Source organism: Bradyrhizobium sp. BRP23 (assembly GCF_020194135.1).
Classification (GTDB): domain Bacteria; phylum Pseudomonadota; class Alphaproteobacteria; order Rhizobiales; family Xanthobacteraceae; genus Bradyrhizobium; species Bradyrhizobium yuanmingense.
On record NZ_JADYVW010000022.1, the window covers coordinates 64,105 to 89,418 of the forward strand.

A 25,314-nucleotide genomic window follows, 5' to 3' on the forward strand; every position below is an offset into this window, starting at 1 on the left:
CTAGCCTCCCTTGACGGCCTTCACGATCTTCTGCGCGGCGTCGTCGAGATTGTCGGCGGGCACCACGTTCAGTCCGGATTCACGGATGATCTTCTTGCCGAGCTCGACGTTGGTGCCTTCGAGACGGACCACCAGCGGCACGCTGAGGCCGACCTCGCGAACCGCAGCCGTGACGCCCTCGGCGATCACGTCGCACTTCATGATGCCGCCGAAGATGTTGACCAGGATGCCCTTCACGTTGGGATCGGCGGTGATGATCTTGAACGCGGCCGCGACCTTCTCCTTGCTGGCGCTGCCGCCGACGTCGAGGAAGTTGGCCGGCGCCATGCCGTAGAGCTTGATGATGTCCATCGTCGCCATGGCGAGACCGGCGCCGTTGACCATGCAGCCGATATTGCCGTCGAGCGTGACGTAGTTGAGATCGTATTTCGACGCCTCGATTTCCTTGGCGTCTTCCTCGGTCAGATCGCGCAACGACACCGCGATCTCGGGATGGCGGAACAGGGCGTTGTCGTCGAAGGACACCTTGGCATCGAGCACGCGGAGCTCGCCCTGCTTGGTCACGACCAGCGGATTGATCTCCAGCATCGACATGTCCTTGGCGACGAAGGCCGCGTAGAGCTGCGCGGTGAGCTTCTCGGCCTGCTTGGCGAGGTCGCCGGACAGATTCAGCGCCTTCGCGACCGTGCGGCCGTGATGGCCCATGATGCCGGTCGCCGGATCGACCGAGAAGGTCACGATCTTCTCCGGCGTGTTGTGCGCGACGTCCTCGATGTTGACGCCGCCTTCGGTCGACACCACGAAGGAGACGCGCGAGGTCTCGCGGTCGACCAGGATCGAGAGGTAGAATTCCTTGTCGATGTCGGAGCCGTCCTCGATGTAGAGGCGGTTGACCTGCTTGCCGGCAGGTCCCGTCTGCACGGTGACCAGCGTCGCGCCCAGCATCTGCTTGGCGAATTCGTTGACCTCTTCCACCGACTTGGCGATGCGGACGCCGCCTTTGTCGCCGGCGGATGCCTCCTTGAACTTGCCCTTGCCGCGCCCGCCGGCATGGATCTGGCTCTTCACCACCCAGACCGGGCCGGGAAGCTGTCTTGCGGCGGCGTCGGAGTCCGAGGCCTTGAGAACCGCTACGCCGCGCGAAATCGGAACGCCGAATTCATGCAGCAGCGCTTTGGCCTGATATTCATGGATATTCATATGGTCGCTCCCTGAACCCGCGGGCGGTGACCTCATGGGCCCACCTCAGTCTTGTGGCTGGCATACCATATACCACAGGAACTGCAACCCGGATTCTTTGACAATCGAGATCTGCCGAGACCGGAACCCCACCCCGGTCAGCCGGGGTCCGGAAGTGAAACCGCCGAAGACCGGGTTTCGATCTTCGGCGGGTATTGCTTTGCCTTAGCGGCCGAGAAGATCGGGTGCGATCTTCTTGCAGGCATCGACCAAGCCCTGCACGGCACCGACCGACTTGTCAAACGCCTCGCGGTCCTTGCCGGCGAGTTCGATCTCGACCACGCGCTCGACGCCCTTGGCGCCGATCACGACGGGCACGCCGACATACATGTCCTTCACGCTGTACTCGCCGTTGAGATAGGCGGCGCAGGGCAGCACGCGCTTCTTGTCCTTCAGATAGCTCTCGGCCATCGCGATCGCGGAGGCGGCAGGGGCGTAGAAGGCCGAGCCGGTCTTGAGCAGGTTGACGATCTCGGCGCCGCCGTTGCGGGTGCGGTCGACGATCTCGTCGAGGCGCGCCTGTGAGGTCCAGCCCATCTTGACGAGGTCGGGCAGCGGGATGCCGGCGACGGTGGAGTACTTCACCAGCGGCACCATGGTGTCGCCGTGGCCGCCGAGCACGAAGGCGGTGACGTCCTCGACCGAGACGTTGAACTCGTCGGCGAGGAAGTAGCGGAAGCGGGCCGAATCCAGCACGCCGGCCATGCCGACGACCTTCTTGTGCGGCAGCCCCGAAGCCTTCTGCAGCGCCCAGACCATGGCATCGAGCGGGTTGGTGATGCAGATGACGAAGGCGTCGGGGGCGTACTTCTTGATGCCGGCGCCGACCTGCTCCATGACCTTGAGGTTGATGGAGAGGAGGTCGTCGCGGCTCATGCCGGGCTTGCGCGGCACGCCGGCGGTGACGATGCAGACCTTGGCGTTGTCGAGCGCCTCATAGGAGTTCGCGCCGGTGTAGTGGGCGTCGAAGCCGTCGACCGGCGAGGACTGCGCGATGTCGAGCGCCTTGCCCTGCGGCACGCCCTCGGCGATGTCGAACATCACGACGTCGCCCAGTTCTTTCAGGCCGATGAGGTGAGCCAGCGTTCCGCCGATCTGGCCGGAGCCAATCAAAGCAATCTTGTCGCGCGCCATGTGAACCTGTCCTTTAGACACGTAAGGAGGGGAAACTGAGACGGGTGGTTATCCCTTTCGTCTCCCCCGTTCAAGTCGCCCAATGCCCAATTGTCGGGCTTGCCGAGATAGCAGCCAGCATACCCCGGCCGTCATTCCGGGGCGCGCGAAGCGCGAGCCCGGAATCCATAACCACCATCCGGAGTATGGATTCCGGGCTCGTCGCTTTGCGACGCCCCGGAATGACGGCGGGGATAGGACTTAAGTCTCGACCAAGCCCTTGGTCGAGCCGCTGGCGGTGGAATCCTTGCGGCCGTGAGGCAGCGCCAGATAGGATTCCGAGCTCATTTCGATCAGGCGCGAGGCGGTCCGGTTGAACTCCATGGCCTCGGTGCCATCGGTCGCGAGGTAGAGCGAGATCGGATTGGCGTCGGCCGAGGCCATCAGCTTCACGGCGTTGTCATAGAGCGTATCGATCAGGGTGATGAAGCGCTTGGCCGCGTTGCGCTGGGAGAGGTCCATCACTGGAATATGGTCGACCAGGAGGGTGTGATAGTCGTGCGCCAGCCTGAGGTAGTCGGATGCACCGAGCGGCTGCTCGCAGAGGTCGGCGAAGGAGAACCGCGCCACGCCATGGGCCGAGCACGGCACGTGCAGAATGCGGCCCTTGATCGAAATGTCACGCGAGCGGCATTTGGCGCCGCCCGTCATCCGCTTCCAGGCCCGGTCGAGCGCGGCATCCGCATCGCCATCGGCCGGTGTCAGCCACATTGGCACGCCCTGCAGCTTCTCCAGGCGGAAGTCGGTGCGCGCATCGAGCCGCGCGACGTCCATGTGGTCGGTGATCTGCTTGATGAAGGGCAGGAACAGCGAGCGGTTGAGACCGCCCTTATAGAGATCGTCGGGCGCGACGTTGGAGGTCGCGACCACGACGGTGCCGAGCTCGAATAATTTGGCGAACAGGCGGCCCAGGATCATCGCGTCCGCGATGTCGGTGACATGGAATTCGTCGAAGCAGAGCAGCCAGCTCTCCTCGAAGATCGCATTGGCCGTCAGAGCGATGACGTCGCTGTCGGCGATCTCGCCGCGCGCGATGCTCTGGCGATAATCGTAGATGCGCTCGTGCACGTCCGCCATGAACTCGTGGAAATGCGCGCGGCGCTTATGCTCGACCGATGAGTGCTGGAAGAACAGGTCCATCAGCATGGTCTTGCCGCGGCCGACCTCGCCGTGGATGTAAAGCCCGCGCGGCGCCTCGTCCTTGTCACCAGAGCTGAACAGGCGGCTGAGCAGGCCCTGCTTGCGGGTGGGCTTGTAGGTCGAAAGCCGCAGGTCCAGCGCCGCATAGGCCTCGGCGACCTCGGCCTGCGCGGGATCCGGCTCGATCGCGCCGGACGCGATCCCGGCCTGATAGGCCTCGCGGAATGTGGGATTTGGGGTGGAGAGCATGGCTCTTTACCGCCAGAGACGGACGGAAATTGCAAGCCGTGAAATGGGGTCAGAGGTATGCGCGTTTCTTCTCCCTCGCCCCGTTCTTACGGGGGCGCGACGAGCTTCGCTCGCGCTGGGAGGGTCGGGGTGAGGGGCTCTATCCGCGTATGAGATCCATCGAAAGACCTGTCCCCTCACCCGGATCGCGAGAGCGATCCGACCTCTCCCCGCAAGCGGGGAGAGGTTAAGAAAGAAATTACTCACACAGCTCGTAGGCATCCTCGACCACATACGGGCCGCCGCCGGTGGACGCGCGCGAGGAGAACAGCACGAAGCGTTCGGCCATGAACGCCTTGCTCGGGAAATAGCCGCGCAGCGAGAGATAATCGGCGACGTCGCGGTCGGAGGCATCGTGCAGCCTCGCGAGCGTGACGTGCGGAATGAACTTGCGTCCCTCCGGGTCGAGGCCGATCCGCTGCATCATGCGCTCGAGCTCGGCCTGCAATTCCATCAGCGGCTTGCTCGGCGCAATCGTGGCGACCACCGCGCGGGGCTTGCGGCCGCCGAAGCTGGTGAGCCCCTGCACCTTCACCTCGAACGGCTTGCGGTCGACGCGAAACAGCATCGAAGCGATCTCGTTGGCGGAAGCCCCGTCAATGTCGCCGATGAAGCGCAGGGTGACGTGATAATTTTCGGGATCGATCCAGCGGGCGCCGGGGAGGCCACCTCTCAAGTTGGAAAGCGACTGGCCAATTTCGGCCGGAATTTCCAGACCCGTGAACAAACGCGGCATCGTTTCGCACTCCCGATGCTTGGGTACGGTGCTCGAACAGCGAGAACCATATCCAAATTAGAGCCGGCGACGAATCACCGGTACCCTGATTCCTATCGCAGTTGTGTGACTCTGCGAAGCACACCGCGCCTCACCCCGGTAAAACCCTGGGAATTACGGTTAGCGCTGCCTGGTTTTCAACGCCGTTGCTCAGCGATCGTGCCAATGAATGCCTCCACCATGGGCATGATCCTGCCGACGATGATGTCGACGCCATCAGCGGTCGGATGAATGCCGTCGGCCTGGTTGAGCTTGGCCTCGGCCGCGACGCCTTCGAGGAAGAACGGATAGAGCGGCACGTCGAATGTCTTCGCCAGATCCGGATAAATCGAATTGAAGCGCGCGGCGTATTCGGCGCCGTAATTCGGCGGCGCAAGCATGCCGCAGAGCAAGACCGCAATCTTGCGCGCCTTGAGCCGCTGGACGATGTCGGTCAGCGCGGCGCGCGCCACCTCGGGATCGATGCCGCGCAGCGCGTCATTGGCGCCGAGCTCGACGATGACACCGTCAGTTCCATCGGGCACCGACCAGTCGAGCCGGTCGCGGCCACCCGAGGTGGTGTCGCCGGACACCCCGGCATTGGTCATGTCGACCTCTATGCCTTTGGCCCGCAAGGCTTTTTGAAGCTTTTGGGGGAACGCCTCCTGGGCCGGAAGGCCAAGGCCCGCGCTCAGGGAATCGCCGAGGACGACCAGCTTGACCGGTTTTGCCGCACCCGCCCAAGCGGGGTTCGCCATCGTCATGACGGCGAGCATCAACACGGCTATGTGCATGAACAATCCGTAACGCCTCTCGACCCCGCGTGCGGACTTGCCATATGACCGGACCATGGACACTCGCATCGACCCCTCTTCGCTCGCCGCTACCGCGGACACCATCGCCATCTCCAACGTCAACCTCTCATTGGGCGCGGGCGCGGCACGCGTTCACATCCTCAAGGATATCAGCCTGCGGGTCGGCCGGAGCGAGACGATCGGCCTGATCGGCCCGTCAGGCTCGGGCAAATCCACGCTGCTGATGGTGATGGCGGGGCTGGAACGTCCTGATAGCGGAGAGGTGGTGGTGAATGGCACGCCTTTCAATGCCCTCGACGAGGACGCGCTGGCGCGCTTCCGCGGCCGCCAGGTCGGCATCGTCTTCCAGTCCTTTCACCTGATCCCGACCATGACGGCGCTGGAGAACGTTGCTGTGCCGCTCGAGCTCGCCGGCAACCCCGATGCCGCCAAGCGCGCGGCAGAGGAGCTGCAATCGGTCGGGCTCGGTGACCGCCTGCATCATTATCCGACCCAGCTCTCCGGCGGCGAGCAGCAGCGCGTCGCGCTCGCCCGCGCGCTGGCACCCGATCCCGCGATCCTGGTCGCCGACGAGCCGACCGGCAATCTCGACGAGACCACCGGTAAGCAGATCGTCGATCTGCTGTTCAGCAAGCATGCCGAGCGCGGCATGACCTTGGTGCTGGTGACGCACGATTCCTCGCTCGCGCATCGCTGCGATCGCGTCATCCGCCTGCGTTTCGGGCGCATCGACACGCAGTCTGCGCCCGCATGAGCGCCGTGGCCGAATCGTTCCCGAAGCCGAACGCCGTCGCGCTGTCGCTGCGCTACGCCTTGCGCGAATTGCGCGGCGGCCTGCGCGGCTTCTACGTCTTCATCGCCTGCATCGCGCTCGGCGTGATGGCGATCGCCGGCGTCGGCTCGGTGTCGGCGAGCCTGAGCGACGGTCTGGCGCGCGAAGGCCGCACGCTGCTCGGCGGCGACGTCTCTTTCGTGCTGTTCCAGCGCGAGGCCAAGCCGGAAGAGGTCGCGTTCCTGCGCTCGCGCGGCACGCTGTCGGCGGCTGCGACCTTGCGCGGCATGGCGCGTTCGGCTGACGGCAAGCTGGCGCTGGTCGAGATGAAGGCGGTCGATAACACCTATCCGATGCTGGGACAGCTGACGCTGGCACCAAAGCTGCCGATGGCCGATCTGCTCGCCGAGCGTGACGGCGCGTTCGGTGCCGCCGCCGATCCGACGCTGCTGGCGCGGCTCTCGCTCAAGACCGGCGACCGCGTCACGATCGGGTCCGCAACGTTCCAGATCCGCTCCACCGTCGAGGCCGAGCCCGACAAGCTCGCCGGCGGCATCGGCTTCGGGCCGCGCTTTCTGATCAGCGAGGCGGCCTTGCGCGCCACCGGCCTGATCCAGCCCGGCAGCCTGGTGCGCTGGGTCTACCGGGTCAAGCTGCCGGAGGCTGCTAACAACGAGCGCGCCACCGAAGCCTTCATCGCGGATGCGCGCAGCGCCGCGCCGCAGGCCGGCTGGGAGATCCGCAGCCGCTCCAACGCCTCGCCGCAGCTCGAGCGCAACATCAACCGCTTCACGCAGTTCCTGACGCTGGTCGGCCTTGCCGCGCTGCTGGTCGGCGGCGTCGGCGTCGCCAATGCCGTCAAGAGTCACATCGACCGCAAGCTCGAGGTGATCGCCGCCTTCAAGGCCGTCGGGGCCACCGGCCGGGACGTGTTCGGCATCTACCTGGCGCAAGTGGTCCTGCTGGCCGCGATCGGGTCCGTGATCGGCCTGGCGCTCGGCGCCGCGATGCCCTTTGCGATCGTTGGCCTGTTCGGCAAGCTGTTGCCGCTGCCGGTGGTGCCGGCCGTGCACACCGACGAGCTCGCGCTGTCCTTCCTCTACGGCCTCCTCACCGCGCTCGCCTTCGGCCTGTGGCCGCTCGCGCGCGTGCACGACGTGCCCGTGGCCGCGCTGTTCCGCGACACCATCAGCTCCGAATGGCACCGGCCACGCGCGAGCTATCTCGTGTTCATGGCCGTCGTGATCGCACTCCTCATCGGGGTCGTGATCGGCCTGTCGTTCGACAGGCGCATCGCCGCGGTGTTCGTGGCCTCCTCAGTGGTCGTGTTCGCCTTGCTGCGCGGCATCGCCGCCCTGCTGATGACGATCGCACGACGGCTGCCACGGACGCGGCTGCCGATGCTGCGGCTTGCGATCGCCAACATCCACCGGCCGGGCGCGCTGACGCCGTCCGTCGTGCTGTCGCTGGGGCTCGGGCTCGCCGTGCTCGTCACCATCACCCAGATCGACGGCAATCTGCGCCGGCAGTTCCTGGCGGCGCTCCCCGACCAGGCGCCATCGTTCTTCTTCATCGACATTCCGAGCGCGCAGGCCGAGCAGTTCGATGGCTATCTGCGCCAGATCGCCCCCGGCGCCAGGATCGAGGACGTGCCGATGCTGCGCGGACGCATCGTCGCCGCGCGCGGGGTGCGCGCCGAGGAGCTCAAGCCGACCACGGATTCCGAATGGGTGCTGCAGAGCGATCGCGGCCTGACCTACACCGCCGAGCTGCCGAAGGGCTCCAAGGTGGTCGAGGGCGAATGGTGGCGCGCCGATTATTCCGGCCCGCCGCTGGTCTCGTTGGAGAAGAAGATTGCCGACGGGCTCGGCCTCAAGCTCGGCGACGAGGTCGTGGTCAACGTGCTCGGCCGCGACATTCCGGCCAAGATCAGCAATTTGCGCACGATCGACTGGCAGGGTCTCGGCATCAATTTCGTCCTGGTGTTCTCGCCCAACGCCTTCAAGGGCGCGCCGCACACCCATATCGCGACGCTGACAGAAGCGGGCGGAAAGGCGGCGGGCGACGGCAAGATCATCAAGGAGGTCGCCGACGCCTATCCGATGGTGACGAGCGTGCGCGTGCGCGAGGTGATGGAGACGGTCGGCTCTGTGGTGACCAATCTGGCCCTGGCGATCCGCGGCGCCAGCGCCGTGACGCTGATCTCGGCGATCCTGGTGCTGGGCGGGGCGCTCGCCGCCGGCCACCGCCACCGCGTCTATGATGCGGTAATCCTCAAGACCCTCGGCGCGACGCGGCTGCGGCTGCTCGGCGCCTATGCCCTCGAATACCTGCTGATCGGCCTTGCCACCGCGGTGTTCGGGGTGATCGCGGGCAGCATCGCGGCCTGGCTGATCGTGACGCGGCTGATGACGCTGAGCTTCGTCTGGCAGGCCGGCAGCGCCGCCGGCGTGGTCGCCGCCGCGCTGGTCGTGACCGTCGGGCTCGGGCTTGCCGGCACGCTGCTGGCATTGAACAAAAAGCCGGCGACGGTGTTGCGAAATTTGTGACAAAATGTAGCGGCGGATCGAGCTGCCCGGAATCGGCCCGGTTTCCGCGATTAACCACGCTACCCCGTCAGCTTCGCGTCAGGATTGACGCCGAGGGCGACATTCAGCCGCGCGTGGAAGGTTGCGGCGAATGTGTTAGTTTCCCACATATCGGATGGGTTCGGAGTCCCGATTGTGAGCCAAAATTCAGTCGGCTGGCAGCGGTCTCCGAGATAGAATTTGACGAACCGGCGGCATGGCGACCCTCGTGCCGGACCGGACCAACCAACGGGAATTCGACCATGTCGGACCTAGACCGTAACTACGCTTCTCCTTTCGGCAGGGCCGCCGGGCGTGTTGACGCCGCGACGGTCGATGCCGGCCTGCGCGCCTATATGCTGCGCATCTACAACTACATGAGCATTGGCCTGGCCATCACCGGCCTTGCCGCGCTCGGCGTCTACATGGCCGCCGTGACCGACGTTCCGACGGCGGACGCCGTCCGCGTCGGCAAGGTGTTCCTGACGCCGTTCGGCTACGCCATGTTCGTCAGCCCCCTGAAGTGGCTGTTCATCCTGGCGCCGCTCGCGATGGTGTTCGTGATCTCGGCGGGCATCAATCGTCTGGCGCCCTCGACCGCCCAGATCCTGTTCTGGGTGTTCGCGGCGCTGATGGGCATCTCGCTGTCGTCGATCTTCCTGGTGTTCACGCACACCTCGATCGTGCGGGTGTTCTTCATCACCGCGGCGACCTTCGGTGCGCTGAGCCTCTACGGCTACACCACCAAGCGTGACCTGACCGGCATGGGCTCATTCCTGTTCATGGGCCTGATCGGCATCGTTCTCGCCAGCCTGGTGAACCTGTTCCTGGCCAGCTCGATGCTGCAGTTCATCGTGTCGGTGGTCGGCGTGCTGGTGTTCTCGGGCCTGACTGCTTGGGATACCCAGCGGCTGAAGAACGACTACATCTACGGCTATGCCTCGGCCGGCGGTGACGTCGCAGAGCGTTCGGCCATCACCGGCGCACTGTCGCTGTACCTGAACTTCATCAACCTGTTCACGCTGCTGCTGCAGCTCCTCGGCCAGCGCGAGTAAGCTCTGAGACGAGAGAACGGACACGAACCCCGGCCGAAAGGCCGGGGTTTTTGTTTTGAGGGTACGGCCTCTCCCCGTCATTGCGAGGAGCTCGCGACAAAATTGCGCAGCAATTTTGCGCCGATGCGACGACGCAATCCAGAGCCCCTCCGCAGATGCATTTCTGGATTGCTTCGCTGCGCTCGCAATGACGGGTGTGGAGGCAGCGCAGCCTCTTCCGGCCCCTCAGGGAACGCTCTATCCTTCCCCCATGTCCGCACCCGATATCAGGCCCACCACCGAGGCCGACCTCCCCGCCGTCACCGCCATCTACCAGCAGGCCGTCCGCGAGGGCACGGCGACGTTCGAGCTGGAGCCGCCCGACCTCTCGGAAATGACGCGCCGCTATCGCGCGCTGATCGACGGCGGCTATCCCTATTTCGTCGCCATGCTGGACGGCCGCGTGGCCGGCTATGCCTATGCCGGCGCCTACCGGCCGCGGCCCGCCTATCGCTTCACGGTGGAGAACTCGATCTATCTCGATCCGTCCTTCCACCGCCGCGGCGTCGGCTCAATGCTGCTGGAACGGCTGATCGTCGAATGCGAAGCGCGCGGCTTTCGCCAGATGATCGCTGTCATCGGCGATTCCGCCAATGCCGGGTCGATCGGCGTGCACACAAGGTGCGGCTTCAAGATGATCGGCACGCATCCCAGTGTCGGGCTGAAATTCGGCCGCTGGCTGGACACCGTGATGATGCAGCGCGACCTCGGCGAGGGCGCAAGCACGGTGCCGGGGAAGTAGTTCATCCGTCATTCCGGGGCGATGCGCAGCATCGAACCCGGAATCCATTGGACGGCAGGGGCGGTGGAGGGATGGATTCTCGGGTGCGCAATTGCGCACCATAGCTCGCGACTTCGTCGCGCCCCGGAATGACGATCGATGGTTCGTCTACACCACCGCCAATTTGCGATCGATCACCAGCAGCACCCGCTCGAGCTCGTGGCCGCGACGCAGGATCAGGCCGGTCGCCGAGATCACGCTGTACATGCCCTGCTTGCGCGCCAGGCGCGGGTCCTTCTCGATGCGATAGATCGGCACTTCCGAGGCGCGGCGATAGACCGAGAACACGGCGCGGTCCTTCAGGAAGTCGATGGCATAGTCGCGCCATTCGCCGTCGGCGACCATGCGGCCGTAGAGATTGAGAATCCGGTGCAGCTCGAGCCGGTTGAACGTCACCCGGTTCGGCTGCGCATGCGCCGCGGCAGGACGCGCCGCCGCGCGCTGCTCGCTCGGATCGGCATCCTCCGACGTCAGACTCATGGGAAGCGCCTCCTCATCGCACGGCTACCCGCGTCCGCCAAGATCGTCCCGGAACCGCGTTCGTGACAATTGCATGATTGCGCCAACCGTTCCGCATCGCAAGGGGCTCGACCCATCGAATCGGCGTCGCATCAGGACACACGCAAGGGTGGAACTCCGTCGCGGCAAACCGTCACGGGATCGTTAGCAGGAATCATAGTATCGCCGCTTTTCCGCCAACCGCCTGCCGCCCTGCACTGCGAAAAGGGTGACGTGCGTTGACCCGGTCCTTTCGGTTCCGGATTCCTCAGCCCCCAGCCCCCCGGGGTCGAACAGGATCGGGTCTGTACGCACGACAAGGAGGGCCAACGCAAGTTGGTCCTTTTTTGTTTGTGCCGAGATGTTTCCGGTCTGCCGTCATTCCGGGGCGCGCGAAGCGCGAGCCCGGAATCCATTTACCATCACACAAGCTGAGAAATGGATTCCGGGTTCGCGCCAAGAGGCGCGCCCCGGAATGACGAGCATCAATTGCTGAGACGTTCTGCCTGCTTCAATGCAGCGACGTGTAGGCCGCACCCAGCATCGGGCCCGGCCTCTCGCGGCTGCCGTCCTGGACGTAGACCACCGCGCCGTCGACGCCGTCGCGCGTGAGGTTCTCGATCGGCACCGTCCAGCTCTCCGGACGGCCGGTCCAGTCGCCGACCTTGAGCAGGCTGCGCACCACGTTGTGATAGGTGACCTGCTGTCCCTTGTTCTCGCCGCGGGTGATCGCGATCGGCACCGACTTTGCGATCGAGCAGATCCAGACCTCGCCCTTAGAGACCGTGGGCTCCTTGCTTGCGGCGACCGACACGTTGATCTGCTTGCCCGAGAGCGACATCGTCACCGGCACGCTCATCACGCCAGTGCCCTTGTCGGTCTTGCCGATCGCGTTCTCGATGCCGGTGCGATCGCTGCCGATGACATGGGTGGAGCCGTTGACCACGACCTGCGGCGTGTAGACCTCGCGGTCGCCGCGCATGCGCGAATAGGCACGCTGCCGTGCAGAGAAGCGCGAATCCGCCAGTGTGTCCTTCCAGCCGAGATAGTCCCAATAATCGATCGGCATGCTCAGCGCGATGACGGAGGGGTCCTTGGAGAGATCGCCGATGATCTGGTCGGCGGGCGGGCAGGAGGAGCAGCCCTGCGAGGTGAACAATTCGACGACGGCGCGGGGTTCAGCCTCGGCAGGACGAATGACGGCGATGATCGCACATATGCCGAGAGCTCCCGACCAGAGGGCGCCGGACCAACGTGGAATCAGATGGGAAGCCGTCATTGTCGTCATGTCGAACGCCGCACACCGTTGCTCTCAGAGGGAAATCTTATCGCCGGATGGTCACCGTAGTCTTACGGGGCGCGGTACATTCATCCATCCGGGCCACCGTCCAAAGGGAGGTTTTCCGCCGGGCGGGCCCGTCTGAAGCGTACCGCAAACGCGCGAAGGCGGCCTTTGATAGGCCGCCTTCGTTAAGGCTTCTACTCACTTCGCAGTGAGCCATCATTCACAAATCCGCGTTTACGCCGCGAGCTTGCGCAGCACGTAGTGCAGGATGCCGCCGTTGCGGTAGTAGTCGAGCTCGTCCAGCGTATCGATGCGGCAGAGCAGCGAAACGCGCTGCAGCGAACCGTCGCCGGAGACGATCTCCGCGGTCAGCTTCTGGCGCGGCTTGAGGTCGCCGACGAGGCCGCGGATGGTCACCTTCTCGTCGCCCTTCAGCCCAAGCGACTGCCAGGAGGTGCCTTCCTCGAAGGTCAGCGGCAGCACGCCCATGCCGACCAGGTTGGAGCGGTGGATGCGCTCGAAGCTCTGGCAGATCACGGCGCGCACGCCGAGCAGGCGCGTGCCCTTGGCGGCCCAGTCGCGCGAGGAGCCATTGCCGTACTCGGCACCCGCGAACACCACCAGCGGCACCTTCTCTTCCTGGTACTTCATCGCGGCGTCGTAGATCGACATCTGCTCGCCGTCGGGCCAGTGCTTGGTCAGGCCGCCCTCGGGGATGTTTCCGTCCGCGCCCTTCAGCATGAAGTTCTTGATGCGGATGTTGGCGAAGGTGCCGCGCATCATCACTTCATGATTGCCGCGACGCGTGCCGTACTGGTTGAAGTCGGCCGGACGCACCTGGTGCTCGCTGAGATATTTGCCGGCGGGCGAGGTGAGCTTGATCGAGCCGGCCGGCGAGATGTGGTCGGTGGTGATCTTGTCGCCGAACATGGCGAGGATGCGCGCCTCGACGATGTCGGTGACCGGCTCCGGCTCCTTCTTCATGCCTTCGAAGTAGGGCGGGTTCTGCACATAGGTCGAAGACATGTTCCAGCGATAGGTCTCACTCTCGACTGTCTTGATCTTGCGCCAGTTGGTGTCGCCCTTGAACACGTCGGCATACTTCTTCTTGAAGATCGACGCGGTCACGAACTTCTTCATGAAGGCGTTGATCTCCTTGGTCGTCGGCCAGATGTCCTTCAGGTACACCGGCTTGCCGTCCTTGCCCTCGCCGAGCGGCTCGGTGGCGAGGTTCTTGGTGACGCTGCCCGCGAGCGCGTAGGCGACCACCAGCGGCGGCGAGGCCAGGTAGTTCGCCTGCACATCCGGCGAAACGCGGCCTTCGAAGTTGCGGTTGCCGGAGAGCACGGCGGCCGCGACGACGCCGTTGTCGTTGATCGACTTCGAGATCTCCTCGGGCAGCGGACCGGAATTGCCGATGCAGGTGGTGCAGCCGAAGCCGACCAGGTTGAATCCGACCTTGTCGAGATCGGGCTGCAGACCGGAATTGGCGAGATATTCCGCGACCACCTGGCTGCCCGGGGCGAGCGAGGTCTTCACCCACGGCTTGGCCTTGAGGCCCTTCGCAGCCGCATTGCGCGCGAGCAAGCCGGCGCCGATGAGGACGCTCGGGTTCGAGGTGTTGGTGCAGGAGGTGATCGCAGCGATCACGACGTCGCCATGGCCGATGTCGAAGTTCTTGCCGTCGACGGGGAAACGCTTGGCCGGCTCCTCGGCCTTCTTGTACTCGCTGGCAAGCGCGAGCGAGAAGCCGTCCGCCACGGTCGGCAGCGCGATGCGGCCTTCGGGACGCTTCGGGCCGGCCATCGACGGCACGACGTCGCCGAGGTCGAGGGTCAGCGTTTCCGTGAACACGGGGTCGGGCGACTTGGCCGTGCGGAACAGGCCCTGCGCCTTGGCATAGGCCTGCACCAGCGCGACGCGGGCCGAGGCACGGCCGGAGGTCTTGAGATAATCGAGCGCGGCGGCATCGACCGGGAAGAAGCCGCAGGTCGCGCCGTATTCGGGCGCCATGTTGGCGATCGTCGCCTTGTCGGCGACCGAGAGGTGGTCGAGGCCGGGGCCGAAGAACTCGACGAACTTGCCGACCACGCCGAGCTTGCGCAGCATCTGCGTCACGGTGAGCACGAGGTCGGTCGCGGTGACGCCTTCCTTCAGCGCGCCCTTCAGCTTGAAGCCAACGACGTTGGGCAGCAGCATCGACAGCGGCTGGCCGAGCATGCAGGCTTCCGCCTCGATGCCGCCGACGCCCCAGCCGAGCACGGCAAGGCCGTTGACCATGGTGGTGTGCGAATCGGTGCCGACCAGCGAATCGGGATAGGCCACCTCGAAGGTGCCGGTCTTCTTGCCGACGGTCATCTTCTCCTTCTTGGTCCAGACCGTCTGGGCCAGATATTCGAGATTGACCTGGTGGCAGATGCCGGTGCCGGGCGGCACGACGGAGAAGTTCGAGAAGGCCTTCTGGCCCCACTTCAGGAACTCGTAGCGCTCCTGGTTCTGCTTGTATTCCTCGGTGACGTTCTTGCCGAAAGCCTTGTTGTCGCCGAAGAAGTTCACGATCACGGAATGGTCGATGACGAGATCGACGGGCACCAAGGGGTTGATCTTCTCAGGCTCGCCGCCGAGCTTCTGCATCGCGTTGCGCATCGCGGCGAGGTCGACCACCGCGGGCACGCCGGTGAAGTCCTGCATCAGCACCCGCGCCGGGCGGAAGGCGATCTCATGCTCCAGCGACTTCTTGCGCAGCCATTTCGACACCGCGACGATGTCTTCCTTCTTGACCGAGCGGCCGTCCTCGTTGCGCAGCAAATTCTCGAGCAGGACCTTCATCGAGTAGGGAAGTTTCGAAATTCCCTTCAGACCATTCTTCTCGGCGGTGGGCAGGCTGTAATAGACATAGGTCTTGGCGCCGACCTTGAGAGTCTTTTTGCATTTGAAGCTGTCGAGCGAGGTCATGTAGGAGATCCCAATTGCTAGTTATACCCGGCAGGGTATTTTAACACCGTCAGCGTATCAGGCTGGGCCGCTTGCAGGGGCAGGTTGAGTTGCTGCATCAAGTAGTTCCGGGCTTATAGAAGCTTTCTAACCGCGCCGCCACAGCCACTATCGTGCCGCAGCAATTCGCGAGCCAAAAATTCCCATGCGCTACCCCAAGATTTCCTGAGGCCCGGCTGTGAGCGGACTGAACCAAGGCGACATGCGGCTGTCAGGTCACGGGCTGAGATGCGTGCGGGGCGGGCGCGAGGTGTTCGCCGGGCTCGATTTCGCGGCCGGGTCGGGCGAGGCCGTGGCTGTGGTCGGCCGCAATGGATCGGGCAAGACCTCGCTGCTGCGGCTGATCGCGGGCCTGCTCGTTCCGGCCGGCGGGACGATCGCGCTGGAGGGGGGCCATAGTGAGCTGACTTTGGCGGAGCAGTGCCACTATCTCGGCCATCGCGATGCCCTGAAGCCGGCGCTGAGCGTGGCCGAAAACCTGACGTTTTGGGCTGATTTTCTCGGCGGCGAGCTTTTCGATGCCGTCGAGAGCCTTGCCAAGGTGGGGCTCGACCACGCCATCCATCTGCCCGCCGGATTCCTGTCCGCGGGACAGCGCCGCCGGCTCTCGCTGGCGCGGCTGCTGACGGTCCGCCGCCCGGTCTGGCTCCTGGACGAGCCGACCAATGCGCTTGATGTCGCCGGTCAGGACATGTTCGCCGGCCTGATGCGCGAGCATCTGGCCGGCGGCGGCATGATCGTCGCGGCGACGCATGCCCCGCTCGGGATCGAATCGCGGGAGCTGCGGATCGGGGGTGGGGCGTGAAGTTCAGGCACCCTCAGTTTTCCAAGCGGCCGGGCTCGGCTCTCTTCATTCCCTCCCCCCACAAGGGGGAAGGGAGCGCAGTGTGCCTGTGGCTGTCGGATGCGTTCCCAGAAGCTGGAAGCCTCTCATGACCGCCCTCACCGCCCTCATCCGCCGGGACATCAGGATTGCGCTTCGCGTCGGCGGCGGAGCGCTGATCGGGGTCTTGTTCTTCCTGACCGTGGTGGTGCTGATGCCGTTCGCGGTCGGGCCGGATCTGGCGCTGCTGTCGCGGCTGGGACCTGCGATCCTCTGGCTCGGCGCCCTCCTAGCCAGCCTGCTGACCCTCGACCGGCTGTTCATGGCCGACCATGAGGACGGCTCGCTCGACCTGATCACGATGAGCCGGACGCCGCTGGAACTCGCCTGCGCCGCCAAGGCGCTGGCGCATTGGCTCGCCGCCGGCCTGCCGCTGATTGTCGCAACCCCCGTGCTCGGCCTGTTGCTCAACCTCGACATGATCGCCACGGCCGCGGTGGCGCTGACGCTGCTGGCGGGCACTCCGGCGCTGACCTTCACCGGCATGATCGGCGCGGCGCTGGCGGTGACGCTGCATCGCGGCGGGCTGTTGATGGCGGTGCTGGTGCTGCCGCTGTCGATTCCCGTGCTGATTTTCGGCGTTGCGGCCTCGCAGGCGGTGATCGTCGGCCCGATGACTTTCGGCGCGCCGTTCTCGATCCTGTGCGCGCTGTCGCTGGTCAGCCTCGTGATCGGCCCGTTCGCGGCCGCAGCGAGCCTGCGGCATGGTCTCGATTGAAATGGACCGGGCCGACCTTGACCCCGATCAACTTTCGCGACGGGCTTTCGTGCTGATTGCCTGAGCGGCCCCCGGTGATTATCAGGATACCATGACGCTGATCGACCTCGCCAACCCCACGCGGTTCCTCGCGCTGACAGCGCGGGTGTTGCCGTGGCTGGCGGCCGCGACAATCATCCTGCTCACGATCGGTCTCTATCAAGCTGCGCTCGCGCCCGATGACTATCAGCAGGGCGCGACCGTCAAGATCATGTTCATCCACGTGCCCAATGCCTGGCTGTCGATGTTCGTGTGGGGCGTGATGAGCATCGCATCGTTGGGCACGCTGGTGTGGCGGCATCCGCTCGCCGACGTCGCCGCCAAGGCCGCAGCTCCGATCGGCGCCGCCTTCACCTTCCTCGCGCTGCTCACGGGCTCGCTCTGGGGCCGGCCGATGTGGGGCACCTATTGGGAGTGGGACGCGCGGCTGACCTCGGTGCTGATCCTGTTCCTGATGTATCTCGGCCTGATGGCGCTGTGGCGCGCGGTCGACGATCCCTCGCGTGCGGCGCGCGCCGCCGCGGTGCTGACCCTGGTCGGCGCCATCAACCTGCCGATCATCAAGTTCTCGGTCGATTGGTGGAACACGCTGCACCAGCCCGCCTCGGTGATGCGCATGGGCGGCTCGGCGCTGGACAAGTCGTTCCTGATTCCGCTGCTGGTGATGGCGGTCGCCTTCACGCTGCTGTTCGTCACGCTGCACCTGGCCGCGATGCGCAACGAGATTTTGCGCCGCCGTGTCCGCTCGCTGCAGATGATGCAGGCCAGCCGGATCGCGTTTTCGAGCGAAGTGGCCGCCGGTTCGCGTGAAGACAACGCGTCCAACGAAGCTGGGGCTGCATGACGATGTCGCTCGGTCCTTATGCCTCTTTCATCGTGGCGTCTTACGCAGCTGTCGCCCTCGTGGTCGCGATCCTGATCGGCTGGGTCATGCTCGATTATCGCAGCCAGACGCAGCGCCTGCGCGAGCTGGAGCAGCGCGGCATCACCCGCCGGTCGGGCCGCAGCGCGACGGAGCCGCGATGAGCGATCAGCCTGCCTCCGCTTCGCCGCAGCGCCGCACCTTCCTGGTGATGCTGCCGCTGATCGTCTTCATCGGCCTAGCGCTTTTGTTCTGGTTCCGGCTCGGGAGTGGCGATCCCTCGCGGATTCCGTCCGCGCTGATCGGCCGGCCCGCACCGCAAACCGTGCTGCCGCCGCTCCAGGGATTGCAAGAGAATGGCACGCAGGTGCCGGGACTCGATCCGGCTGCGTTCAAGGGCAAGGTCAGCCTCGTCAACGTCTGGGCGTCCTGGTGCGTGCCCTGCCATGACGAAGCGCCGCTTTTGACCGAAATGGCAAAAGACAAGCGCTTCCAGCTGGTCGGCATCAACTACAAGGACGCCGCCGACAATGCGCGGCGCTTCCTCGGCCGCTACGGCAACCCGTTCGGCCATGTCGGCGTCGACGCCAACGGCCGCGCCTCGATCGAATGGGGCGTTTACGGCGTGCCGGAGACCTTCGTCGTCGGGCGCGAGGGCACCATCGTCTACAAGCTGGTCGGGCCGATCACGCCGCAAAATCTCAAGGCCGTGCTGATGCCGGAGCTGGAGAAGGCGCTGAAGGCAGGAAGCTGATGCCGCGCTCGTACCACACGCTCAACTGTCATCGCCCGACTTGATCGGGCGATCCAGTATTCCAGAGACGCCAGTCGTATACGGAGAAGCTGCGGCGTACTGGATGCCCCGGTCAAGCCGGGGCATGACAGCGGTATGTGGAGCGACGCTTCGCCTGTCCTTCGCCTAACCCTTGCTCACATCCCCCGCCTCGGCCTCGCTTCTCTCCAGCGAGACCGGCGCGAGATGATAGCGCTTGGTCAGCGGCATCTGGGCGATGGCGAAGATCATCGTGATCGGAGTGACGCCGAACACCTTGAAGTTCACCCAGAAATCCGTGCTCTGGGTGCGCCAGACGATCTCGTTCAGCACCGCCATTCCGGCGAAGAACAGCGCCCAGCGCAAGGTGAGGATGCGCCAGCCCTGCGGCGTCAGGTTGAACACCTGGTCGAACATCACGGCGATGAAGGAACGGCCGAACAACAGGCCGCCGCCGAGGATCGCGGCGAACAGGCCGTAGATGATGGTCGGCTTGACCTTGATGAAGGTCTCGTCGTGCAGCACCAGGGTCAGCGTGCCGAACACCAGCACGATCACCCCCGTGACGATCGCCATGATCGGGATGTGGCGCGTCACGATGTAAGAGGCGGCCATCGCGACCGCGATGGCCACCATGAAGGCGCCGGTCGCCGCGAACAGATTGAACTTCGCGTTGACGAAGAAAAACACGAGCAGCGGACCGAGCTCGGTCGCGAGCTTGAACAGCGGATGCGGCTGGGTCTTGTCCATTCTCTCTTCCGTATCTCCCATCCTTCGAGACGACCGCTTCGCGGTCTCCTCAGGATGAGGACCTCATGTGTGGCACGACCTCATCCTGAGGAGCCGCGCAAGCGGCGTCTCGAAGGATGACGCTATTCGATTCCGGCGATGGCGCGGGCGAAGTCGCGCGCGGTGAAGGGCGCGAGATCGTCGACGCCTTCGCCGACGCCGATGAAGTGCACCGGCAGCTTGAACTTCTCCGCGAGCGCCACCAGGATGCCGCCGCGCGCGGTGCCGTCGAGCTTGGTCATCACGAGGCCGGTGACCCCGGCGGTGCGATGGAAGGCCTCGACCTGCGACAGCGCATTCTGGCCGACGGTCGCATCCAGCACCAGCAGCACGGCATGCGGCGCAGTGTCATCCACCTTGCGGATCACGCGCACGACCTTCTCGAGCTCGTTCATCAGCTCGGCCTTGTTCTGCAGGCGGCCGGCGGTGTCGATCAGCAGCACGTCGACATTCTGCTCCTTCGCCGCGGTGAGCGCGTTGAAGGCAAGGCTTGCGGAATCCGAGCCCTGCGCGCCTGCGATGACGGGCGTCTTCGTCCGCTCGCCCCAGACCTTGAGCTGCTCGATGGCGGCGGCGCGAAACGTGTCGCCGGCGGCCAGCATCACCTTGCGGCCTTCGGAGGCGAATTTCTGCGACAGCTTGCCGATCGTGGTGGTCTTGCCGGAACCGTTGACGCCGACCACGAGAATGACGAACGGCTTTTTTGCCGCATCGATCACCAGCGGCTTTGCCACCGGCGACAGCACCTTCTCGACCTCGGTGGCGACGACGTCCTTGACCTCGTCCGCCGAGATCGCCTTGTCGTAGCGGCCGGTGCCGACGGCATCGGCAATGCGCACCGCGACTGACGTGCCGAGGTCGGCGCGCAGCAGCACGTCCTCGATGTCGTCGAGCATGGCGCGGTCGAGCTTGCGCTTGGTGACGAGGTCGGCGACCGCGGTCCCGAGCGAGGACGAGGTGCGCTTCAGCCCGTTGGACAGGCGGCGCCACCAGCTCAGCTTGGGGGTCTCGGAGGTGGTATCGTTCATAGTGGCGTGTTAGCCGTTCCGGCCCGTAAACGAAAGCCTTGACCGAAAGTCCTGCGATTGCTCGATGTTCCCCAATTGACCGCCGATGAGATCTTAGGCCGCGTGCTCCATCGCGACGGCCTGATGCTGGTCATCGACAAGCCGGCCGGCCTGCCGGTGCATCGCGGCCCCAAGGGTGGCCCCAATCTGGAGGATTGCTTCGACGCGCTGCGTTTCGGCCTGCCGCGACCGCCGGTGCTGGCCCACCGGCTGGACAAGGACACCTCGGGCTGCCTCGTGCTCGGCCGCCACCGCAAGGCGACGGCATCGCTGGGCCTTTTGTTCAAGCACGGCAAGATCGGCAAAACCTACTGGACCGTGGTCGAAGGCGGCCCTGCCGACGACGAAGGCACCATCGACATGCCGCTCGGCCGGCTCAATGCCGAACGCGGCTGGTGGCAGAAACCGGATCCGGAAGGGCAGAAGGCGATTACCAACTGGAAAGTGTTGGGCCGGGCCGACGGTTTCACCTGGCTTGCCATGGAACCGGTGACCGGCCGGACCCATCAATTGCGGGTGCATGCGGCCGCGAGCGGCTGGCCGATCTTCGGCGACAACATCTACGGCAACGGTCCGCGCTTCGGCGAGCCGCGCCTGCACCTGCATTCGCGCGAGATCGTGGTGCCGATCTCCCGGAACAAGGAGCCGGTCCGCGTGGTGGCGCCGGCCCCGCCGCATATGCACGAGAAGCTCCGGGCCTGCGGGTGGAACGGGGAGTAACCTCTTAGACCCTCATGGTGAGGAGGCGCGTCAGCGCCGTCTCGAACCATAGAGGCCCCGCAGGCGCATCGCGGTCGTATCCATCCTTCGAGACGCCCGCTTCGCGGGCTCCTCGGGATGAGGAGCGGTGGTCGGTCGAGAAGCGGCTGTGCTCGGCTACCGTGCCATGGTTTACGAAACCTTCAGCGCTCGCCTCTAATGATAACGGTTGCTTAGAACAAGCTTCCGTAACCGCTCAGGACGAGCCGCGCGCGATGACCAATTCCGGGCTATCGATCATCGACGAGGTCGAATCCGCACTGCGGATCGGCTCGCCGGAAAAGGGCCTGGCGACGGCCCGGCGCGTCACCGAGCTGTTCCTCTCCTCCGCCGGCAATTTCGACGACGAGCAGATCGCGCTGTTCGACGACGTGCTCGAGCGCCTGATCGGCACCATCGAGCTGCGCGCCATCGCCGATGTGGCAGCGCGCGTGGCGCTGGCCGAGATCAGCGCGCAGCTGGCGCCGATCGCGCAGGCGCCGCCGTCGGTGATCCGCCGCCTCGCCAACAATGACGAGATCCGCATCGCCGGCCCCGTGCTGCAGGAATCCGCGCGCCTCGACGACGGCGAGCTGGTGAAGATCGCATCAGCTAAGGGCGAGCCGCATCTGCTCGCGGTCGCCGGCCGCTGGTGGCTGAAGGAGATCGTCACCGACGCGCTGCTGGCGCGCCGCTACCCCAGCGTCAGCCGGCGGCTTGCGGCCAATCCCGGCGCGCGCGTCTCCGGAAAAGGGTTCGCCATCATCGTCGGCCAGGCCGAAAGCGACCCGGAGCTCGCAGTCAGTGTCGGCGTCCGCGTCGACTTGCCCTCGGAGCTGCGCCGCCAATTGCTGCGCTCGGCGACGGACGCCGTGCGCACCCGCCTGTTGTCGCGCGCCCCGCCGCATCTGTTCGAGGAGATCCAGAGCGCGATCGCCGCCGTCGCCATCGGCGCCGAACGCGAAATGTCGGCGGCGCGCGATTTCGAAGGTGCCAAGCGCGCCATCGCCGGCCTCAAGGCCACCGGCCAGCTCGACGAGGCGACGTTGCTCGGCTTCGCCACACAGCGGCGCTATGAGGAGACGGTGGCGGCGCTGGCGGCGTTGTCGGGATCGACGGTCGAGGTGATCCGACCGCTGATGCAGAGTCTCCGCGAGGACGGCCTGCTGGTGCCGTGCAAGGCCGCACAGCTCAGCTGGGAGACCACCATGGCCGTGCTCGAATGCCGTTTCGCGACAGGCGCGATGACGCCCGCGGACATCGCGAGGACACAGGGGCATTTTGCGAGAATGACGGCGGAGAACGCCAAGCGCACGCTGCGATTCTGGCAGGTCAGGGCGTCGTAGTTTTCCCTCTCCCCTTGCGGGAGAGGGTGGCTCGCCGTGAGAGCGGCGAGACGGGTGAGGGGCCTCTCTCCGCGCATGACCTCTCAATGCGATTGCGCGGATACAAACCCCTCATCCGGCGCTTCGCGCCACCTTCTCCCACAAGGGGAGAAGGAAGAGAGCAGCTGCTTACGTCGTGAGCCGCTCACCATCAATGCCAGCAATCTTCAGCCGCACGATGCTTCCCACCCGCTCGCCCGCAATCGCCACCGGCAGATAATGCTCCGTGCGGCCCTGCCCCTCGCTCTCGATCAGCACATCGCGCATGGCGCCGATCTCGGCTTGCAGCCGTTGCTGCAGCGCCGCCTCTCCTACCGCGCGCAGCCGCTTCGCACGCTCTTTAATGACCGGCCCCGCCACCTGCGGCATCCGCGCGGCGGGCGTGCCGGGCCGCGGCGAATAAGGGAAGACGTGCAGGAAGGTCAGGCCGCATTGCTCGACGAGATCGAGCGAGCGCGAGAACATGTCCTCGGTCTCGGTCGGGAAGCCCGCGATGATGTCGGCGCCGAAGACGACATCGGAGCGCAGGCGGCGCACCTGCTCGCAGAAGCCAATCGCATCCTGCCGCGAATGCCGCCGCTTCATGCGCTTCAGGATCATGTCGTCGCCCGACTGCAGCGACAGATGCAGATGCGGCATCAGGCGCGAATCGTCGGCGATGGCATCGAGCAGGTCGTCATCGGCCTCGATCGAATCGATCGAGGAGATGCGCAGGCGCTTGAGCTCGGGCACATGGCGCAGGATCTGCTTGGTCAGCATGCCGAGCTTGGGCGCGCCGGGCAGGTCCGCACCATAGCTGGTGAGATCGACGCCGGTCAGCACGATCTCGGCATGGCCGCGTTCGACCAGGGCGCGCACCTGCTCGACCGCCGCCCCCATCGGCACCGAGCGCGAATTGCCGCGGCCGAACGGGATGATGCAGAAGGTGCAGCGATGATCGCAGCCGTTCTGCACCTGCACGAAGACGCGCGGCAGGCCGCTCGCATAGCCATCGACGAGGTGCGGCGCCATCTCCTTCACCGCCATGATGTCGCTGACGGCGATCTTCTCGCTGGCGCCAAGATCGAAAGCGTGGCGCGTCTCCCGCCACGCTTCGCCGCGCATCTTGTCGTCATTGCCGACGACGCGATCGACCTCGGCCATGCCCGCAAACATCGCAGCCTGCGTCTGCGCCGCGCAGCCGGTGACGACGATGCGCGCCTCGGGGCGCTCGCGCTTCAACTTGCGGATCGACTGGCGCGCCTGCGCCACCGCCTCGTTGGTGACGGCGCAGCTGTTGATGACGATGGTGTCGGAAAGCCCTGCGACTTCCGCCTTGCTGCGGATCACCTCGGCCTCGAAGGCGTTGAGGCGGCAGCCGAAGGTGACGATGTCGACGGCCATCAGGCGACCGGCGCGAACAGCGCCGGATCGAAGCTGCCCTCATATTCGAAGGTCGCGGTGCCCGTCATCAGCACGTGGTCGTCGCGCTCGCGCCATTCGATGCCGAGCTTGCCGCCGGGCAATGTGATCTCGACCTTGCGCTCGGCGCGCTTCAGCCGCGCGGCGGCGACCGCCGTGGCGCAGGCCGCCGACCCGCACGCCTTGGTCAGGCCGGCACCGCGCTCCCAGGTGCGGATCGTGATGTGCTCGCGATCGACGATATGGGCCAGCGTGATGTTGGCGCGCTCGGGAAAGATCGGATGGTTTTCCAAGAGCGGACCGAAGCGGCCGAGATCGTAGGCGTTGACGTCGTCGACCCAGAACACCGCGTGCGGATTGCCCATGCTCACCACTGAGGGCGAATGCAGAATGGGATTGTCGATCGGCCCGATCTGCAATTCGATGTAGCGGGTGTCGCGAAACTCTTCCGCCAGCGGAATGTCCTGCCAGCCGAATTTCGGCGCGCCCATATCCACTGTGTAGAGGTCGGGCGCCGGACCCTGCCAGGCATTGAGCAGGCCGGCGGCCGTCTCGAAGGTCGCACTGGTCTGCCCGGTCTTCTCGAAGATGCGGCGCACGACGCAGCGCATGCCGTTGCCGCAGGCACCGGCCTCCGAGCCGTCATTGTTGTAGATGCTGATGAAGGCCTCGGTGCCGTCGAGCCGCGGCCTCTGCAGCACCATGAGCTGGTCGTAAGCCACGCCGCCGTTCGCGGACGCGACGGCGCGGGCATCGTCCGGCGTGACCTTGGCCGCCGAATCGCGCAAGTCGACAACGACGATCTCGTTGCCGATGCCGTTCATCTTGGCAAATGCGTGGTTGGCCAGCGCGCTCATGAAAATTCCCGAATTTCGCCTGCCTTATATGGCGATCCTCGGCCGCTTGGCCAGTGATTTGCCACCCGGGTCGGGACATCGGGCAAGTTGCCTGCCATGACGCATCTGTCATGGGACGAATTCGGCGCTCGCGTGTTAGAACGGCGCGGTTCGCGCGAACCGGGACGCGCGGACGGGTTAAGGCCTTGGTGGGTAAGGCCTTGATGAATTGAGGCCCCGACGAAGCGGGCCTCGGGGAGAATAAAATGAACACTTTTCGTCGCCTCGCTTTGGCCGCGCTGATCCCGGCTGCGGCCTTGTCGCATGGGCTGTCAGGCGCTCTGGCGCAGACCGCGAGCCCGGCGCCGGCCGCATCGGCAAGTCCCTCGCCGGCCCCGTCGGCTGCGCCCGCCCCGGCTGCAAG

The 25,314-nt window shown here is 65.4% G+C and carries 23 protein-coding genes; 11 read left to right on the forward strand and 12 right to left on the reverse strand.

The annotated features are described in order from the left end of the window. The 5 genes from sucC to I6F24_RS34690 all read right to left on the reverse strand — a co-directional run bounded on the left by sucC (position 1) and on the right by I6F24_RS34690 (position 5,388). Positions 1–1,200, reverse strand: coding sequence for an ADP-forming succinate--CoA ligase subunit beta (gene sucC / locus I6F24_RS34670; protein ID WP_036008785.1), 1,200 nt, complete (start codon positions 1,198–1,200; stop codon positions 1–3). Between the two features lie 204 nt (positions 1,201–1,404). Next, the gene (mdh, locus tag I6F24_RS34675; RefSeq protein WP_025032846.1) at positions 1,405–2,373 is read right to left on the reverse strand and encodes a malate dehydrogenase; all 969 of its coding nucleotides are present in this window, start codon (positions 2,371–2,373) and stop codon (positions 1,405–1,407) included. A gap of 240 nt (positions 2,374–2,613) precedes the next feature. After that, on the reverse strand, positions 2,614–3,801 hold the full coding sequence (gene zapE, locus I6F24_RS34680) for a cell division protein ZapE (protein ID WP_225152560.1): 1,188 nt from the start codon (positions 3,799–3,801) through the stop codon (positions 2,614–2,616). Between the two features lie 238 nt (positions 3,802–4,039). Next, positions 4,040–4,576 (reverse strand): RNA 2',3'-cyclic phosphodiesterase, encoded by a 537-nt coding sequence (gene thpR / locus I6F24_RS34685; RefSeq protein WP_027572985.1) that lies wholly within the window; start codon positions 4,574–4,576, stop codon positions 4,040–4,042. Positions 4,577–4,752: 176 nt separating this feature from the next. Continuing rightward, complete coding sequence (locus tag I6F24_RS34690; protein ID WP_225152562.1) at positions 4,753–5,388, reverse strand: arylesterase; 636 nt, start codon at positions 5,386–5,388, stop codon at positions 4,753–4,755. Positions 5,389–5,443: 55 nt separating this feature from the next. On the opposite strand from I6F24_RS34690, the gene I6F24_RS34695 reads away from it, so the two are divergent. The 4 genes from I6F24_RS34695 to I6F24_RS34710 all read left to right on the forward strand — a co-directional run bounded on the left by I6F24_RS34695 (position 5,444) and on the right by I6F24_RS34710 (position 10,584). Beyond that, positions 5,444–6,163 carry an ABC transporter ATP-binding protein gene (locus I6F24_RS34695; protein WP_225152564.1) on the forward strand — a complete coding sequence of 240 codons (720 nt, stop codon included), beginning with the start codon at positions 5,444–5,446 and terminating at the stop codon, positions 6,161–6,163. Continuing rightward, on the forward strand, positions 6,160–8,730 hold the full coding sequence (locus I6F24_RS34700; protein ID WP_225152566.1) for an FtsX-like permease family protein: 2,571 nt from the start codon (positions 6,160–6,162) through the stop codon (positions 8,728–8,730). Before I6F24_RS34695 ends, I6F24_RS34700 begins: the two co-directional genes overlap by 4 nt. A 281-nt stretch (positions 8,731–9,011) precedes the next feature. After that, the gene (locus I6F24_RS34705; protein ID WP_036008808.1) at positions 9,012–9,803 is read left to right on the forward strand and encodes a Bax inhibitor-1/YccA family protein; all 792 of its coding nucleotides are present in this window, start codon (positions 9,012–9,014) and stop codon (positions 9,801–9,803) included. 250 nt (positions 9,804–10,053) lie between these two features. Further along, positions 10,054–10,584 carry a GNAT family N-acetyltransferase gene (locus tag I6F24_RS34710; protein ID WP_036008811.1) on the forward strand — a complete coding sequence of 177 codons (531 nt, stop codon included), beginning with the start codon at positions 10,054–10,056 and terminating at the stop codon, positions 10,582–10,584. A gap of 147 nt (positions 10,585–10,731) precedes the next feature. Here the strand turns inward: I6F24_RS34710 and I6F24_RS34715 are convergent, their stop codons facing one another. From I6F24_RS34715 to acnA, 3 genes are all read right to left on the reverse strand, one after another. Then, entirely contained in the window at positions 10,732–11,103 is a 372-nt protein-coding gene (locus tag I6F24_RS34715) for a DUF2794 domain-containing protein (protein WP_036008814.1), read from the reverse strand. Positions 11,104–11,632: 529 nt separating this feature from the next. Beyond that, complete coding sequence (locus I6F24_RS34720; protein ID WP_225152569.1) at positions 11,633–12,409, reverse strand: DUF1223 domain-containing protein; 777 nt, start codon at positions 12,407–12,409, stop codon at positions 11,633–11,635. 231 nt (positions 12,410–12,640) lie between these two features. Beyond that, positions 12,641–15,361 carry an aconitate hydratase AcnA gene (acnA, locus tag I6F24_RS34725; protein ID WP_036040732.1) on the reverse strand — a complete coding sequence of 907 codons (2,721 nt, stop codon included), beginning with the start codon at positions 15,359–15,361 and terminating at the stop codon, positions 12,641–12,643. A gap of 241 nt (positions 15,362–15,602) precedes the next feature. Here acnA and ccmA point away from each other — a divergent pair, with 241 nt between their 5' ends. From ccmA to I6F24_RS34750, 5 genes are all read left to right on the forward strand, one after another. Then, the gene (gene ccmA, locus I6F24_RS34730) at positions 15,603–16,205 is read left to right on the forward strand and encodes a heme ABC exporter ATP-binding protein CcmA (RefSeq protein ID WP_225145417.1); all 603 of its coding nucleotides are present in this window, start codon (positions 15,603–15,605) and stop codon (positions 16,203–16,205) included. Positions 16,206–16,332: 127 nt separating this feature from the next. Continuing rightward, a complete protein-coding gene (gene ccmB, locus I6F24_RS34735; protein WP_225130742.1) occupies positions 16,333–17,001 on the forward strand; it encodes a heme exporter protein CcmB in 669 nt (222 codons plus the stop codon). Positions 17,002–17,092: 91 nt separating this feature from the next. Further along, complete coding sequence (locus tag I6F24_RS34740) at positions 17,093–17,884, forward strand: heme ABC transporter permease (protein ID WP_225152571.1); 792 nt, start codon at positions 17,093–17,095, stop codon at positions 17,882–17,884. After that, positions 17,881–18,066 carry a heme exporter protein CcmD gene (gene ccmD / locus I6F24_RS34745; protein ID WP_036040763.1) on the forward strand — a complete coding sequence of 62 codons (186 nt, stop codon included), beginning with the start codon at positions 17,881–17,883 and terminating at the stop codon, positions 18,064–18,066. Before I6F24_RS34740 ends, ccmD begins: the two co-directional genes overlap by 4 nt. Continuing rightward, entirely contained in the window at positions 18,063–18,656 is a 594-nt protein-coding gene (locus I6F24_RS34750) for a DsbE family thiol:disulfide interchange protein (protein WP_036008843.1), read from the forward strand. Before ccmD ends, I6F24_RS34750 begins: the two co-directional genes overlap by 4 nt. 165 nt (positions 18,657–18,821) lie before the next feature. Here the strand turns inward: I6F24_RS34750 and I6F24_RS34755 are convergent, their stop codons facing one another. Beyond that, positions 18,822–19,424 (reverse strand): septation protein A, encoded by a 603-nt coding sequence (locus tag I6F24_RS34755; RefSeq protein ID WP_036008846.1) that lies wholly within the window; start codon positions 19,422–19,424, stop codon positions 18,822–18,824. Positions 19,425–19,546: 122 nt separating this feature from the next. Then, on the reverse strand, positions 19,547–20,491 hold the full coding sequence (gene ftsY / locus I6F24_RS34760; protein WP_036008849.1) for a signal recognition particle-docking protein FtsY: 945 nt from the start codon (positions 20,489–20,491) through the stop codon (positions 19,547–19,549). 57 nt (positions 20,492–20,548) lie between these two features. On the opposite strand from ftsY, the gene I6F24_RS34765 reads away from it, so the two are divergent. Together I6F24_RS34765 and I6F24_RS34770 are read left to right on the forward strand one after the other, a co-directional pair. Next, entirely contained in the window at positions 20,549–21,250 is a 702-nt protein-coding gene (locus tag I6F24_RS34765) for an RNA pseudouridine synthase (RefSeq protein ID WP_036024574.1), read from the forward strand. 254 nt (positions 21,251–21,504) lie between these two features. After that, the gene (locus I6F24_RS34770) at positions 21,505–22,614 is read left to right on the forward strand and encodes a DUF2336 domain-containing protein (RefSeq protein ID WP_036024572.1); all 1,110 of its coding nucleotides are present in this window, start codon (positions 21,505–21,507) and stop codon (positions 22,612–22,614) included. A 168-nt stretch (positions 22,615–22,782) separates the two neighbouring features. Here the strand turns inward: I6F24_RS34770 and mtaB are convergent, their stop codons facing one another. Both mtaB and dapF read right to left on the reverse strand, forming a co-directional pair. After that, on the reverse strand, positions 22,783–24,036 hold the full coding sequence (gene mtaB, locus I6F24_RS34775; protein ID WP_036024569.1) for a tRNA (N(6)-L-threonylcarbamoyladenosine(37)-C(2))-methylthiotransferase MtaB: 1,254 nt from the start codon (positions 24,034–24,036) through the stop codon (positions 22,783–22,785). Continuing rightward, the gene (dapF, locus tag I6F24_RS34780; protein WP_036024567.1) at positions 24,036–24,911 is read right to left on the reverse strand and encodes a diaminopimelate epimerase; all 876 of its coding nucleotides are present in this window, start codon (positions 24,909–24,911) and stop codon (positions 24,036–24,038) included. The genes mtaB and dapF overlap by 1 nt, the downstream gene beginning before the upstream one ends. Positions 24,912–25,314: the final 403 nt, after the last annotated feature.